A 15,064-nucleotide genomic window follows, 5' to 3' on the forward strand; every position below is an offset into this window, starting at 1 on the left:
TTGCGCGTGATGTAGCGGACCAGGCCACCGGTCGCGTTGCGGCCGAACAGCGTGCCCTGCGGCCCCTTCAGCACCTCGACGCGGTCGATATCGAACAGGGCGAAAGTCTGGCCCTGGCCGATCGCGATGTAACCGTCGTCCAGATAAACCGCGTTCGGCGCCTCGACGATATCGTTGATGTCATTCTGGGTGACGCCGCGGATCGTGTACTGGCTGTTCTGGCCGGCGAGCGCGCCGCCGAGGTGCACGCCCGGCGTGATCGCCGCCAGTTCGCGTGAATCGGTCACGTTGAGCGCGCGCAACTGGTCGCCGGAATAGGCGGTGATGGCGATGCCCACCTTCTGGATGCTCTGCTCGCGACGCTGCGCGGTCACGATGATGTCGCCCGACAATGCCGAGCCGCCTTCGTCGGCCTGATCTTGGGCCGCTTGACCCTGCATGGGAGCAGCGGCGGGCGCGTCCTGCGCCAGTGCGGGACTGGCAAGCGCGCCAACCGCAACGGCGCAAAGTAAGGTCGACCGCATTCCAAGATCTTTTCTCATTATCATTCCCCTTAAGTGATAATTATAGAGCAAATCATCCTGCACAATGAGCGCCCTGCGCCAGCGCTTGGCTCGACCCCGCAGGTAGGCGAATGGGAACTGCTCACTGGTTGCGTGCGCGGTGCCCATCAAATCCAATGCCCAAATCCGCTTCGCGCTTACCCCGCATTTCCATCGCGGTGCCGCCGATCCACGCTGGGCTGACAGCGAAAAAGAATAAGGGTTTAACGGTCGCTTCGGTTAGGATGGACGGCTTGATCGCTTGAACTACTTTGTTCTGATTGCGATGATTGGTCCTAATCGATGATCGGCTGATCCGCTTTCTGGTCATTTCCGGTACCGCGACTGGTAACCAAGGCTATTGTGTGGGCGTAGTCGGACGGAAAGAGCGCGTCACCAGCCGGTGATGCAACGAACCTCCTCAAGGCGATGGAAGATCTCACCGTTGAGCAGGCCATCCCGCAGCGGGCACTGACGCTTTCGATATATGGGGCCTGTATGCTCGCAAAGGCAGGCCTGTCGCAGTTGGCGTGCAACCTGGCGGCGCAGCGCAGAACGATCCGGCTGCGCTCCGACAGCGAACGCCTGACCCGCTGTTCCAGATGCCTATGTGTGAATGATTTTTTGAGCAGAGACATTTGGGCGACGCGACGTGTCGCCTTGCCGCAGATTGACCTCCGCGATCTGGTTACCGCTTGGCGCGGTCCATGACGAGTGACGATCCCAAATTTGTGGATCATGACCTGGAACGAGGCGTTCGAACTTGTTCTTCAAAAGTTCGCGGATTTCGCGATATGCGCGAATCTGGTTGAACGTATTGCCTTGGCTATAGCCAGGAGGCCACATGCGCTCGATATTAGAGTACCAATAGACCGTGTCGCCTACCACCGCGAACGGACCGTTGCGCGTCTGCACTTCGAACCACTGCGTCCCAAAGGTGTGACTCTCCTTCGCCAGGTGAGCCGTTATGCCGGGCAGCACTTCCTCATCACCGCGAATGAATTTCACGCGGCCTTCGGATACGCCTTGTGCGGCTCTGATCAGATCCTGCGGATCGAAAGAAGAAAAGACCCATGCCTTTTCTTCCTCGGTTTCCATCTGATGAGCGGCACAAACCGCATCAGACCATCCAAGATATTCATCCAGCTGGATGTATAATTTAGCGTTCGGAAAGGCTTCGAAATTACCAATATGGTCGAAATGCATATGTGTCACGAGGATCACATCAACATCTTCGGGTTTGAAGCCAACACGCCCAAGAACGTCGCTTGGCTCCTCCCAGCTTGAAAATGCGTAACGCGTCAACCAATGATCGTTGCGGAATCCGCAATCGACCAACGCAACATGCTGCTTGCCGCCGACTTCACCACCTACAACCAACGTGTAGATCATGGGAAGACGGACAGTCCCGGCATTGCTGTACAGACCGGATCCGGCAACGAAATCCAGAGGCATATCAGATTGGCAGTATGCCAAGGGCCAAATAGAATAATCAGTATCCAGCTTGGTACCGAGTCCTATGATCGATGAGTTGGCCACGGCATAACTCCTAGTAGTGTGTCACAGAATACTTCGCACGTCCGGAAATTAAAGAAAATGCACAGTTTGCTTCGTCAAAGGCGAGCCGCACCTGACACGCGGGTAAACAGCATTAGAGTAGAGAGGCTCTCAGCTGTTAGGATTGACGGCTTGATCGCTTGAACTGCTTTGGAATCTTGAGACGCCGGCCCATTACGGCATCTGGGCTGTGAGGAACCCCTGTTAAATGCCATTGTACCACGCCCAGCCGTTCCGGATCGGTCCCGCGCGACCCAGGTCGTCGAACTTATCGGTGACGACTATCCGTCGCAGGAATTTCAAGCTCTTGTAGCCGATCTGCCGCTCGACCCTCAGGCGCAGCGGTGCGCCGTGGCCGATGGGCAGTTCGCGCCCGTTCATCCCGTAGGCGAGGATCGTTTGCGGATGAAGCGCATCGACCATGTCGATCCCGTCCGCCATCAGGTCGAAAGTATGGAACTGGACGAAGCGCCCAGAGGGGCGGACACCTGCCGCGGCGAGCACCGTACGCAGCGGCACGCCGGTCCATTCTGCGATCGCGGTCCAGCCTTGCTCGCATGTGTGCCTGGTGATCTGGGTGCGCGATTGCATTTGCTTAAGTTCGGCAAGTGAAAAACTCTTCGGATTGTTCACGCTGCCCTCGACTTTGAGCCGCCAGTCGGCGAAATCGCCTTTCCGAAGCGCCGCGTAGGCTTCACCGCCTTGCGGATCGTGGAGACCCACATCCGACCGCGAAGGGTCGATCGTGCCGATCGCCGGCATCGAACTAATCTGCGAGCGATCGTATTCGGCCACCAATGCGGTGCGCGAGAGCAGGAGGCGCTGCGCGTTGTATGTCAGATTGTCTCCCATCCTCAGAATGTTGCCATAGGTCGGCGGCTGCTGATCGCTGCAGCCGGAGAGCAGCAGGCCACCGCTGGAGGCGAGGCCTCCGATAAGTGCGCGGCGCGAGAGTTGGAGGGGCCTGTCGGTCATGTCAGTTCCCCAAAATCATCCCGCGCAACTGCCGCAGCGGGCCGGTTAGAAGGATCATCGCGATGTGGATGAGCAGGAAGATCGCAAGGAACGTAAAGGTGAAGAAGTGGATCGTGCGCGCCGACTGCGCGCCGCCAAAAATGGCGAGCAAGATCGGATAATCCGCCGTGATCGCGGGCGACATGGAGATCCCGGTTAGGAACATCAGCGGCAGGGCGAGGAACACCACCAGCGTATAAGCGAGCTTCTGCAGGATGGCGTAGGGTGGACCGGGCTCGGCGGCGGGCATGGGGAGACGTAGATGCGCCTGGACGTCCTGCCACACGTTCTTACGCCTAAGTTCGTCCCGGCGCGGCCACAAGACGCGGCGGGCGTGGCCGGAGGCGAAGGCGAAGGTCAGATAGGCGAGCAGTCCGGCCAAAAAACACCACGCGGCGAGGAAATGCAGGCTGCGCGCCCAGGAGTTCTGATTCCATGGCTCCACCAGCAGGTTGGCGGTCACCGGGCTGTCGGGCGAGGCGAAGAACGGCCTTCCGGGAGCAAAGCTGATATTGTGATAGTTCGGTCCGAGCGGAACCTCGAACAGGGGCTGGATGAGATCGTTTCCGGCATTGCCCCAATAGAACCGCGGATGCGCCATCAGAATGGTGACGCCGGTATAGATCAGCACGAGAACCGCGCCGGCGATCAGCCAGTGTGTCAGCCGCACCCATAATCGGTGGCCACGCGACCCGATATTCGCTTCGGCTTCGCTCGCCCCTGTCATCCAACCTCCTGAGGCCTCAATGTGATTCCGCTAATTCATACTTGGCCATCCTGCTATTCAGAGGTCGGATATTCACCGGAATAGCGGTCATCCGCGGCATGGCGTTTATGTGCTGATAGTCCTGATCGGCCGCCATGAGGGCTCCTACGCAAACGCCCCCATCTTCATCCATCTCCTCGCCCGGGACCATACCCCAGCCATGCGCGATGGATATCACCCCAGGCCGCATCGTCTCATCTGCCTCGGCGATCGCCGTGATCCTGCCGACATCAGATTCGAGTTCAATATGATCGCCATTCTCTAAACTCAGAGCAGTCATGTCGTCGGGATGAATAAAGGCAGGATTAAACTTCGATTTTGCACGAATGCTCGGCATGCCGATCGTGCCGACGCTGTTGAATACATGCCGCATTCGACGACTGCTAACCAGATAGCTGAATTTCTTGCCGTGGCTGACGATGTTGCCAGGCGCGATCTCATATCGGAGAGCTTCTTCCAGTTCGGCCCTCACGTCATCAGGCATCACATCGAACTTGGCCGTGCCTTCCGGTCGAGGGGGAGCCACATAGGATGACGGGAATTCGAATGAATGGCCGCTGGGATATTTTTTCATCTCGTCCAGCGATACGCGGCCATCCGCAGCGCGAATGCTGAGCAGATCGTCGGTGGTAACCGTATCCAAATCCAGATAGGTCGTGTGATTATATTGAATCTGCAACCCGAGCCTTTTTGCAAGACCCGTATATAGCTGCCAGTCCTCGATCAGTTCAGACCCGGCGGGGGGCGAAACAACCGGCGGTGTATATTGTATCCAGTTTATGTCTGTGAAGACTACGGTGGGAATTGTCAGCGGCAAATCCGCACGTTCATAGGGCATCGTCGGGGGTAATATATAGTCGCAATATCGGGCAGTCTGCGTCATGAACGGATCGATAAGCACCGACAATTCCAGCGCCTCCATCGCTTCAACCATGCGCTTCTGACCCGGAATCGCGATGACCGGATTGCCACCCTGGATCAGCAGCCCACGGATTTGCCCCTTGCCCGGGGTGAGGATCTCGTCCGGAAGCGCACCGGTCATCTCCTCCCTGTTGAGAAGTGTGCCCATCCCGCGGATGCGACCCGGCGGGAGCTTTTCCCACGTGCGACTCGCTGGGATCACCTCGGGATAGATCGGCCTCTCCGGACTGAGCATTTCGACAAGCGTGCGGTCACCCTCCCGAAGATAGCGACCGCATACGACGTTCAAGCAATCTACCAGATGCTGCGCAACATTCGAGTGCGGTCCAAAGTTGTTGCCGGTGCCGGTCGTAGCCGGTCCACGTCGCGAGTCATGCGCGAACATCTTGGCGGCCGCGCGCAGCTGGCCCTCCTTCAATCCGGCTCGGCGCGTCACCATGTCAGGTTCGAATGGGGAGACCGCCTCGCGCAGCGCGGCCATTCTCTCCGGACCGACGAACTGATCGCAGAACTCGCGGTCCTCCCATCCTTCCTCCAATATGATGCGAATAAGACCTGCGGCGATTGCCGCGTCCTGGCCCGGAATCGCCTGAAGATGGATATCCGCGTAACGAGCGGTTTCCGAAAGCCGGGGATCGATGACGATCAGTTTCATCCCCCTGGCTTTCGCCGCTTTTATCTTGCGGACCGGATCCGACATCAAGAAATTGAGCGAGGCGTGCGAGAGCACGGGATTGCCCCCGAACACCATCACGACATCCGCGGTATCGACGCGCTGCTGGCCCGCCGCCCAGAATCCCATGCGCTCATAGGACACCATCTTCGCGGACTGATCTATCGTGTTCGTCGTATAGAAGTGCCGAGACCCCAAGGCCTGCATGAATGGCGTATGGATCGAGAAGGCGGCAGAGTTGAAGTTTGCTCCGTTGCCGATGAACAGGCCTAGCGCTTCGGGTCCGTCCCGGTCCATGATATGCCGCATCTTCTCGGCAATCTCATCCAACGCCTGCTCAATGGAGATGCGCTCGAATGTCCCATCGGGCTGACGCTTCAAAGGATGGAGCAGGCGATCAGGACTGTATTGCGCTTCGTGGCTCTGCAAGCCTTTGAAACAGGCATAACCGTTGCTCATCGCATTGTCGTGATCACCGCGGATGCTGATGATCCGCTCCTGATCATCGACTGTCAGCTTTGTGCCGCAGCCCGCTGTACAAGTTCTGCAAAAGGACGGCACTGTCCGCACGGTCAGTCTCCCAGGGCGATTTCCAAGCGATCGGGCGAGATTGCTGGCCAGGAAAATCGCGATAAACAAAAAATCAGAGCGGCGATCTGCTTCAATCAGATAGCCCAGAGTAGCGTTAGTTCCCTGTCATGCCGGCTCGGCGGACAGTTCTTCGAGGACGTCTCGGGTCAATTCGGGGGTGAGCTTGATGAAATGCCCATCGACGGTCGGCGGGAAGGATGTGAGCCCGCCCAGTATGTCGGTCTTCGCCAGAATCACGGTCGGCCGGTCCGATGCCAGCGCATCATCCATGCCCTGCCGGAGCGCGTCCACGTCATGACCGTCGCATTCGATGACGTTCCAGCCGAAGGCACGCCATTTGTCAGCGATCGGTTCAACCGTCGTGACGAAGGTGACCGGACCGTCGACCTGGGAATTGTTGACGTCCATCACCGCGATCAGGTTGCCGACCTTGTGATGGGCGGCGAACATCGCCGCTTCCCAGGTCTGGCCTTCCTCCATCTCGCCGTCGCTGATCAGCGCGATCGTCCGCCCGCCGTCGCCGGCGAACCGCTGGGCAAGCGCCAGGCCGATGCCGCCCGAAAGCCCTTGGGCCAGCGAGCCGCAGGTGATGTCGACAACCGGTGTACGCTCCGTGCTGATCGCTTCCAGAAGCGCTTCGTCCTTGCCATAGTCCGCGAGCGCCTCGCGCGGGATAAGGCCGATCTCCGCCGCCACGGCGTAGAAGGTGATGGCATAGTGCCCCGGCGACAGCACGAAGCGGTCCACGCCCTGGCGCCAATATCTCTCGCCGAAGATCACCGCCATGATCTCGGCCGTGCCGAGCGCCTGGCCCAGATAGCCGAAGCCCTGGATATCGACCATGTTGACGGCGTTGACGCGAATCCGCCGGGCGAGGTCTTCGGTGTTGGTGGGCTGTGTCATGCCCCATCCTCCTTGCAATATTCAAACATCTATAGCGACCGGCAGAAAGCCGCCGCGAAGACCGACGGTCTTGGGGAAGCCGGCCAGGCCATGGTCCCGCGCGGGCCCTTTCGGGCACCGGAAACTGTGAAACATGACCGCTGTCAGAAGCGAATGGGCGATGAGCAGGCCGGCTGCGATATGGATGACCATGGGCGGCAGAAAGCCCGCCCGGATGATCACGACCGCTCCGCCGATTTCCAGCAGGATCGCCAAAGCGAGCGCGATGCCGGGCATCGCCCTTCCCTTTTCCTTCAGCACGACCGTGATCGCAGCGAAATTGGCAGGCTTGTTGATCGACCCCGACCAGAGGGACATGCCTGCGAGGAGCACCTTCGCGAACAGATCGACTATCGGCATGGCACTTCCACCCGCTCTCCAATCAATGACGCTGGGCGCCGATCGCCGACAAATCGATCTCCATTAGCTGCCGGCGCCGAAATTCGAGCGGCGACACGCCCAGATCCTGCCGGAACCGCCGAGAGAAATAGGCATGGTCTTCGAACCCGCATTCGAACGCCACCTGGGAGACGCGCCTGTCGGTATAGATCAACAGCTCGCGCGCATGCTGCAGCCGCGCCTTGAGCAGAAGCTCGCCGAATGTCTGCCCGGTCACCCGCTTGATGCGGGCTGCCAGGCAGCTTGTAGAGATTGCGAGGTGACGGGCCGCTTCGTGGATCGACAGGTGCTCGGCAAGATTGGCCTCGATGAACTGGCGCAATTCGTCAATCTTGTCCGAAGCGCCCTCATGCTGCTCCATCTCGACCACCTCGATGATCTCGCTCTCAAATGCTTCCAACACCTCCAGCAGCAGGATGGACAGCTGCGCGCGCGCATATTGCTCCGAGCCCAGGCTTTGCGAGCCGTTGCGTTCGATCAGCGAGGTCCAGATCCTCTGGAGCTTCTCCGTCAGGCAGGGATCGCATTCGTAGCGCATCTGCTTCTGCCCCAAGAAGGGAAGAAGTTCGGGCGCTGCGCTCAGCGTGCTCGGGTGCGACCACAGGCGCTGGGCATCTGCCGGCAATTCGGGATGCAGGAATTTCAGGTTGAACTGGACGGAGAGGCTGGCGGTGTGCCCGACGATGGTTGCGCCATGGCGCAACCCTGGCGGGGTAAAGATCAGGCTGCCGGAATTGGCTTCGATCTCCAGACTGCCATGATGCTGCACCCGGCGGCCCGACAGGATCAGCAGCGCTTCGAAATGATCGTGCGCATGGACGGGAAAGACGCCGCCGCGATGGCTTTCCTGGCGAGCCAGGAAATATTCCCCAGTGTCGCCCAAGACGGTCGATGTCGAGAGATCGCTCACCATTTCCTCCCATTGCGGAGTTGCAGGAATTGACCTTGCTACTTGACCTAAGCATGCCAAGTCGAAGGCCGTTAGGATAACCAACTTGATTATTGGACGAAAGGCCCGTCGGGCCCGGCGGGCGACGAAGTCCAGCGCGGCCCAGTCGAGGTCGGCCCCGCGGCCGCCGTGGCTTCGAGAAAGCTGTCGCGAAGTAGGCAGCCAGGGAAGCGGCGCCTGCCGGTCCCTTGCGCTACTTCAATCGAGGTGGACCCCTTCGGACAAGAGTGCGCGTTCCGCGCTTATCCTTGGCGTCGATGAGGATGGGCGACTGCGCTACGCGGGCAAGGTCGGACGTGGGCCGTCAATGATGGCAAACCGCGTCGCGGCCGGGAATGGATGAGATACCTCTCTGTGCTCGACGGAACTCGCTTGGGCTCATACCGGCCTCCCGTACGAAGGCGGCGGAAAAGCTGCTGTGCGACGAAAAACCTACCTTATACGCGATTTGCTTGAGCGGCATTTCCGTCGAGCCAAGCAGCGCACATGCTGAGTTGAACTGATTTCGCGCGATATGGCGCGAGAGGGTAACGCCCGTCGCCGCTGAAAACAGCCGGTTAAGGTGGCGGCCGGACATGCCCAGTTCGTCGGCGATCATCGTGACCGTAGGGAGGCCATTGTAGTCGTGGAGCATTTCGTCGATGCGTCGGAGTTGCCATGACGCGAGCACGCTACCTTGCTCATGTGTCACGCGATCGAAGCGCATCAGTTCGACGAGAACCGTTGTCATCAGCGCTTCCACGAGGACGTTCGATCCAAAACTCGGGGCCTTTATCTCAATCAGCACCCGATGCAGGGCACTGGCTATACGGCCATTGTGGATGTCGACATCCGGCGGGGCCTCTGCCAGTTCGCGGAATTCTTCTCCTATCCGACGGAAAACCTCTTCGAGATCGAACTGGCACGCGAGAATACGGAAACTGCCGCCCGGGTTCATGCAGTGAAGCGTGAGATTGGCCGGACGGAAGACGATGCCGCCAGCCGTCAATTCATCGCTATATTGCTGCCCCCTCTTGATTCGGATCTTCGAAGGAGTGGGAGGCGGCTTGATCATGAGCGCCATGGTGGGATAGGGATCGCAATAGACATGCTCGACCGGCTCGGCCCAAGTATAGTTGCGTATCTCTAGTTCGCCGCCGCCGAAGCACTGCTTCGCCTCTGTCTTGAAATCCGCGCATTCCATCGTCAGCGTCCCGCAATAGGGCTGCGCCTAACGAAGTCGCGATGAAGCATATATCGGACCGAAGGCATGACGACTCTCCAACCAGATTTACGATTTTGTTTTCTCAGATGAACGATGCGCCAGGTTAGAACATCTGTAAAGACGGGGTCCGTTCGGCAAATCATGCGAAAAGCTGCACCGCTTTGCCTCCATCGACGTTCAGGCATGTGCCCGTGACGTAAGCAGCCGCATCCGACAGGAGAAACAGGATCGGCGCGGCGATCTCCTCGGCGCGCGCGGCGCGCAGCATCGGGATCTTGCTTTCGGCCGAAAGCTTCAGCGCCGGATCGGTATCGAAGAATTCGGCGGCATGGGGCGTCTCGACCAGCCCCGGGGCGATCGCGTTGACCCTGACGCCCGACGGCGCGCCCTCCATGGCTGCGACCGCGCTCAAATGGATGATCGCCGCCTTGCTGGCTGAATACGTCGCCATTCCCGGCATGGCCCTTAGTCCGTTGGTGGAGGAGATGTTGACGATCGATCCGCTGCCCTGCCGCGCCATGATCCGCATCGCTGCGCGCGTCCCCACAAATACGGCCTCGGCCCCTCCTCGAAAGGCTTCCCGCCATTGCTCGTTGCTGGCGTCTGCTACGGGGCCATAGGTATAGGAGGACGCATTGTTGACCAGGCCGTCCAGCCGCCCTTTGCTTTCGGCGACGCGGGTAATCGCCGCGTCGAGCGCCTCCGCATCGGTGACATCAACCGAACAGGCTTCCACGGAAACGTCCATCGCGCCTATCTCGTCGCGGAGCGCGTGCAACCGCTCGGCGTTGCGCGCGATCAGGACGATGTCGGCCCGCTCCTCGGCCAGCATCAGGGCCGTTGCCCTACCGATACCGAGCGTTGCGCCGGTCACGACGACAACCTTGCCGTTCATCGTTCTCGTCAGGCCCATCACATCCCCTCAATATGGTGTCGCGCATCGCCGCCGGCGCGCATGTCTTTCCATATCGACCGTCGCATCGACGTCGGTCGAAGGCGGGTGATCATGGGCATGCTTCATGTGCTTATGCTCCATAAGGCATCTCCATGCATTTGCATCGATCGGTCCACATCGCGCTAAAGGATGTCCGGTTCGAAACAGCAATCCGCGCTTGTGAGCCGTGCTGTACCAGCCAATAGCTGTATCGATGGCGAGCGAATGCAAGGCCCCGTCGCGCGGCCCAGCAGGACGGCGTGAGAGAATCATCCGCGCGGACGCCGTCTGAACTGGAGATTGAAAAGGATGTTGTCGGATGTCGCTCTGGTCGTGCGCGGCGGGACCATCGTCGATGGGACGGGCAAGCCCCCCTTCAAGGCGGATATCAGGATTCAGGGCGACAGGATCGTCGCGGGCGGGGCCGGGATCCCCGAGCCGATCCCATCTCCCTGCACGGCGTCACGACGATATTGATCGGCAATTGCAGCCTGGGCCTCGCCCCGGTACGCGCGGCCGACGTAGACATGCTCGGTGCGCTGTTCAGTTATATCGAGGATCTGCCCCGAGACCTCTTCGCTTCGGAAATTCCCTGGAACTGGGTAAGCTTTCCGCAATATGCCGCGACGATGCGCGATCGCCGATGGGGCGTGAACATCGCGGCCCTGGTGAGCCATTCGCTGCTGCGCCAATATGAAATGGGCGGCAAGGCCTGGAGCGACCCGGCCTCGCCCGATCAGGCCCGCGCCATCGCCACGACCGCCGAGGCCGCGATGGCTTCGGGGGCTTTCGGCATCTCGACCTCGCGGTTCGATCGGTCACCCGCAGGCGATCCGGTGCCGAGCTTCCATGCCGACGATGCGGAGCTGGGCGGCCTGTTCGAGGCCGTCGCCTCGCACGGCGGGCTGGTGCAGGTCATTGCCGATCTGAGCGACACCGAGACCTGGATCCGCGACCTCCGCCGCTTCGGAGAGCATGCGGGCCGGGACAACGTGCCGGTGGTGTCGAACGGCATTTATCAGCGCGCCGACGATCCCGCCCAAGCGGCGGCGCTGCTGGAAGCCGGCCGCGACATGCAGCACGCTGGAATCCCGTTCTACCACATGGTCTCTCCGCGCTCGATCGAGCTGTTGGTCAGCTTCAAGCAGAGCATGTTGTTCATCTATGTGCCGGCTTTCAACGAGATGGTTCAGCCATCGCTGTCGCGCGAAGAAAAGCTGTCGATGCTCGCTGATCCCGAATGGCGCGTGCGTGCGCGCTTCGACTGGGATAATATGAAGGGTGGTTTCCCGAGCAACGGCGCCGAGAGGTCGCTGCGCATCATCAAGGTGGGGACACCCGCCAACGAACCTTACCTCGGCAAAACCTTCGACATCATCCTCGACGCCCGGCAGGGCCATCCGGCCGACATAATCGCCGACTGGGTGATCGAGAATGATCTCGAGGCGGAATTCGTCCACCGCTACACCAACACCGATCCGGAAGCAGTGGCCGAACTTCTCGCAGCGCCCGAGAATGTGATCGGGGCCAGCGATGCGGGAGCACATGTCGGCATGTTCGACGGCGCCGGGGACAGCACCTGCGTGCTTGCCGAATATGTGCGCGATCGCAAGGCGATGACGATCGAGGAAGCGATCGCGCGGATGACCGGTGACCTCGCCCAGCTCATCGGGCTCGCCGATCGCGGTATCATCCGGACAGGTAAGATCGCCGATCTGTTCGTGTTCGATCTCGATGCGCTGCATTGGGCTCCGGAGATCAAGGTAACCGACCTCCCTAACGGTCATGCGCGCTTCCGCCGTCCGCCGGGCGGCATCCGCTACACGCTGATCGGCGGCAAGATCGTCCAGCGGGACGGCCGCTACCTCAGCGGCCTGCACGGCCGTTTCCTGGGTCCGGCGGATCGCACCGTCGCGACCGGCGTGGACAGGAGCGCGCGCCGATGACCGATCGGCCGGAACCGATGCCCGACCAGGCGGCCTTCATCTCCTTGCGCGACGGCGCGTCGTCGGAAATTCGGCCGAGTCTCGCCACCGATCGAGTTACGCGCTGGCATGGCGATCATGACGTGATCGTAATCGGTTTTGGCCTTGCCGGCGCCAGTGCGGCCCTGGAAGCCGCGGACCAGGGACAGGATGTCCTGCTGGTTGATCGGTTCGACGGCGGCGGCTCCAGCCAGATGAGCGGCGGTATCGTCTATGCCGGGGGCGGCACGCACGTCCAGAAAGCCTTTGGCGTCGAGGACTCGCCCGCCGCGATGGCCGATTATCTGCGGCGAGAAGTCGGGGGCTTCGTTTCCGACGAAACGGTGCGGCGTTTTGCCGAGGACAGCTGCGATTCGCTGGCGTTTCTCGAACGCCATAACGTGCATTTCAGCGGGCCGCGCGCGCCGAAGAAAACATCCTATCCGACCGATGAATTCTATCTCTATTTTTCCGACAACGGTGAGGCGCCCGCTTATCGCGGAGCGCATCCGCCCGCCGAGCGGGGGCATCGGGTCAAGAATCCAGAGCTGGTCCCCGGCGCGCGCCAGCTAGAAGGCGTCAAGCCGCACGGTGGATTCTCCGAGGGTGGAGATTGCGGCTGGTATCTGATGGCGGCGATGAAGGAGGCGGTTCGGGATTGTCCCCGCATCACCGTCCTGCGCCAGGCCAGGGCCGTGCGGCTGGTGACCGAGCAAGAGCGCGTCATTGGCGTGGAGATGTCGTCGTTGCGCGGGCCAGCCGCTGCCCTGCATCGCTGGGCGGAGCGCATGGCCAACAAGCTGACCTTGCAGGTCGTTGGCGGCCACCGGCCGTTCGCCGCGCTGTTCCGCACCCTGGAGGTATTCGGCAGGCGGCGTCGTTTCCGGGGCCGATCAGGCGTCGTGATCGCAGCGGGCGGCTATATACGGAACCGCGCGATGATCGACCGCTTCGCGCCGGACTATGCACGGACGATGCCGATCGGCAGCTTCGGCGACGACGGCGCGGGTATCCGCCTGGGCGTGTCGGCCGGGGGCGCGGCCGACCATCTCGACCGTGTATCAGCGTGGCGATTCATCAATCCACCGTTTGACTGGACGAAGGGCGTGATCATCGGCGCGGCGGGAACCCGGCTGGTGAATGAGGAACTTTATGGCGCCCATATCGCCCGCGCGATGTGCGAGGCTTCGGGCGGACGGGCGTGGCTGGTCTGCGACGCGGCGATCTGGGCGTCGGCCTTTGCCGAAGTCGATGCGGGCAGACTGTTCGACTTTCAAAAATTCCCGGTCAACCTGGCGAAAAGCAGGGCGCTGTCGGCAGACAGCATCGAGGCGTTGGCGGCGGCGATGGGAGTGCCTTGCGCACCCATGCGGGAGGCGATCCGGTCGTACAGCGACGATGCGGCGACCGGCGCGGTCGATTCCCTTGGGAAAAGCGACGACTGCCGTCAGGCCTTCGCAGCCGGCCCTTATTATGCCGTCAGCCTCGCCCATGAAATGCCGGTCAGCCCGTTGTCCGCGATCAGCACGGGAGGCCTGCGCGTCGAGGAATCCAGCGGCAATGTGCTGGACGCGGCGGGCGGAAAGGTCGCAGGGCTGTTCGCGGCGGGACGAAGTGCGGTCGGGCTGCCGGTCAACAATTATGTGAGCGGACTGTCGCTCGCCGATTGCGTCTGGTCGGGACGCCGCGCCGCTGCGGCTATCGCGGCGGCCGCGCGCCAGGACTGAACAGCGGGATATGGATGACGATGCCATGAACACTACCCCCGACGCCATCCTGTTCGAAGATCGCGATGATGGGATCGCCATCCTGCGGCTGAACAGCCCCGCTACCCTTAATGCCCTGACACGCGAAAGCGTCGCGCTTCTGAACGAGCGGCTCGATGCGATCGCCCAGACCACGTCGGTGCGGGCCGTGGTACTGACCGGAGTGGGACGCGGTTTCTGCGCGGGCCAGGATGTCGGCGTAGCGAAGACGCGCGGCGACGGTTCCGGCAACGGGGTCGTCGAGCGAATGCTCTGGCAGGAACGCTATTCGGGCATGGTGCAGCGACTGATCGGATTGCCGCAAGCCGTGATCGCGGCTGTGAACGGCCCCGCCGCGGGCGTCGGCATGGCATTGGCGCTGGGGGCCGACATCCGCATCGTGTCCCGATCCGCGAAATTTGTGATCGGCTCGATCCGCCTGGGACTGCTCGGCGGCGAAAGCGGGATCAGCTATCTGCTGCCGCAACTGATCGGCGCGTCGCGCGCGTTCGAGATCATGCTCACGGGGCGTACGATCCGCGCACAGGAAGCCGATCTGATCGGGCTCGCGGCCGACATCGTCGACGACGACCAATGCGAGGCGAGAGCACTGGAGATCGCGAGCCAGATCGTCGCGAACAGTCCGTTCGGCGTCGCCTATACGAAGCGGCTGATGTGGGACAATCTCGATGCCAGCCGGCAGACCGCGCTCAACGCCGAGAACGCGACCCAGATCCTGGCATCAATGACGTCGGATTATAAAGAGGCCCTGGCGGCGTTCGTCGAAAAGCGCCCCGCAAGCTTCAAGGGGGCGTGACGGTCCAGGCCGCCGTCCCTTTCCGGCGCGCCGGACCCAGCGAGCT

The 15,064-nt window shown here is 61.2% G+C and carries 13 protein-coding genes; 3 read left to right on the forward strand and 10 right to left on the reverse strand.

Annotated elements, in window-relative coordinates; translation table 11 throughout:
• The 10 genes from AC1DQK_RS18115 to AC1DQK_RS18160 all read right to left on the reverse strand — a co-directional run.
• Positions 1-542: TonB-dependent receptor plug domain-containing protein (locus AC1DQK_RS18115; protein WP_477873095.1), on the reverse strand; the 542-nt coding region annotated here is incomplete at its 3' end.
• Positions 543-1,148: 606 nt separating this feature from the next.
• The gene (locus tag AC1DQK_RS18120; RefSeq protein ID WP_477873097.1) at positions 1,149-2,081 is read right to left on the reverse strand and encodes an N-acyl homoserine lactonase family protein; all 933 of its coding nucleotides are present in this window, start codon (positions 2,079-2,081) and stop codon (positions 1,149-1,151) included.
• A 222-nt stretch (positions 2,082-2,303) separates the two neighbouring features.
• Positions 2,304-3,074: a molybdopterin-dependent oxidoreductase gene (locus AC1DQK_RS18125; RefSeq protein WP_477873099.1), complete on the reverse strand. Its 771-nt coding sequence runs from the start codon at positions 3,072-3,074 to the stop codon at positions 2,304-2,306.
• A 1-nt stretch (position 3,075) separates the two neighbouring features.
• Positions 3,076-3,840, reverse strand: a complete 765-nt coding sequence (locus tag AC1DQK_RS18130; RefSeq protein WP_477873101.1) for a cytochrome b/b6 domain-containing protein — start codon at positions 3,838-3,840, stop codon at positions 3,076-3,078.
• A 16-nt stretch (positions 3,841-3,856) separates the two neighbouring features.
• A complete protein-coding gene (locus tag AC1DQK_RS18135; protein WP_477873103.1) occupies positions 3,857-6,112 on the reverse strand; it encodes a molybdopterin-containing oxidoreductase family protein in 2,256 nt (751 codons plus the stop codon).
• Positions 6,113-6,169: 57 nt separating this feature from the next.
• Positions 6,170-6,967, reverse strand: coding sequence for a transketolase (locus AC1DQK_RS18140; protein ID WP_477873105.1), 798 nt, complete (start codon positions 6,965-6,967; stop codon positions 6,170-6,172).
• 21 nt (positions 6,968-6,988) lie between these two features.
• Positions 6,989-7,366, reverse strand: a complete 378-nt coding sequence (locus tag AC1DQK_RS18145; RefSeq protein ID WP_477873107.1) for a hypothetical protein — start codon at positions 7,364-7,366, stop codon at positions 6,989-6,991.
• Positions 7,367-7,388: 22 nt separating this feature from the next.
• Complete coding sequence (locus AC1DQK_RS18150) at positions 7,389-8,315, reverse strand: cupin domain-containing protein (protein ID WP_477873109.1); 927 nt, start codon at positions 8,313-8,315, stop codon at positions 7,389-7,391.
• Between the two features lie 343 nt (positions 8,316-8,658).
• On the reverse strand, positions 8,659-9,537 hold the full coding sequence (locus AC1DQK_RS18155) for a helix-turn-helix transcriptional regulator (protein ID WP_477873111.1): 879 nt from the start codon (positions 9,535-9,537) through the stop codon (positions 8,659-8,661).
• Between the two features lie 160 nt (positions 9,538-9,697).
• Positions 9,698-10,471, reverse strand: coding sequence for an SDR family NAD(P)-dependent oxidoreductase (locus AC1DQK_RS18160; RefSeq protein WP_477873113.1), 774 nt, complete (start codon positions 10,469-10,471; stop codon positions 9,698-9,700).
• Positions 10,472-10,965: 494 nt separating this feature from the next.
• On the opposite strand from AC1DQK_RS18160, the gene AC1DQK_RS18165 reads away from it, so the two are divergent.
• From AC1DQK_RS18165 to AC1DQK_RS18175, 3 genes are read left to right on the forward strand one after another with little or no spacing between them, the layout of a single operon-like run.
• A complete protein-coding gene (locus AC1DQK_RS18165) occupies positions 10,966-12,438 on the forward strand; it encodes an amidohydrolase family protein (RefSeq protein ID WP_477873115.1) in 1,473 nt (490 codons plus the stop codon).
• Complete coding sequence (locus tag AC1DQK_RS18170; RefSeq protein WP_477873117.1) at positions 12,435-14,183, forward strand: FAD-binding protein; 1,749 nt, start codon at positions 12,435-12,437, stop codon at positions 14,181-14,183. The genes AC1DQK_RS18165 and AC1DQK_RS18170 overlap by 4 nt, the downstream gene beginning before the upstream one ends.
• A gap of 25 nt (positions 14,184-14,208) precedes the next feature.
• Entirely contained in the window at positions 14,209-15,018 is an 810-nt protein-coding gene (locus AC1DQK_RS18175) for an enoyl-CoA hydratase/isomerase family protein (protein WP_477873119.1), read from the forward strand.
• The last annotated feature ends 46 nt before the right edge of the window (positions 15,019-15,064 follow it).

Source organism: Rhizorhabdus sp. P4_G5 (assembly GCF_056401065.1).

What these genes read in the sequence shown, in the direction of transcription:
- AC1DQK_RS18125 (WP_477873099.1), bottom strand. Translation starts at nt 3,074, where the DNA reads ATGACCGACAGGCCCCTCCAACTCTCGCGCCGCGCACTTATCGGAGGC.
- AC1DQK_RS18130 (WP_477873101.1), bottom strand. Translation starts at nt 3,840, where the DNA reads ATGACAGGGGCGAGCGAAGCCGAAGCGAATATCGGGTCGCGTGGCCAC.
- AC1DQK_RS18140 (WP_477873105.1), bottom strand. Translation starts at nt 6,967, where the DNA reads ATGACACAGCCCACCAACACCGAAGACCTCGCCCGGCGGATTCGCGTC.
- AC1DQK_RS18145 (WP_477873107.1), bottom strand. Translation starts at nt 7,366, where the DNA reads ATGCCGATAGTCGATCTGTTCGCGAAGGTGCTCCTCGCAGGCATGTCC.
- AC1DQK_RS18155 (WP_477873111.1), bottom strand. Translation starts at nt 9,537, where the DNA reads ATGGAATGCGCGGATTTCAAGACAGAGGCGAAGCAGTGCTTCGGCGGC.
- AC1DQK_RS18160 (WP_477873113.1), bottom strand. Translation starts at nt 10,471, where the DNA reads ATGGGCCTGACGAGAACGATGAACGGCAAGGTTGTCGTCGTGACCGGC.
- AC1DQK_RS18170 (WP_477873117.1), top strand. Translation starts at nt 12,435, where the DNA reads ATGACCGATCGGCCGGAACCGATGCCCGACCAGGCGGCCTTCATCTCC.
- AC1DQK_RS18175 (WP_477873119.1), top strand. Translation starts at nt 14,209, where the DNA reads ATGAACACTACCCCCGACGCCATCCTGTTCGAAGATCGCGATGATGGG.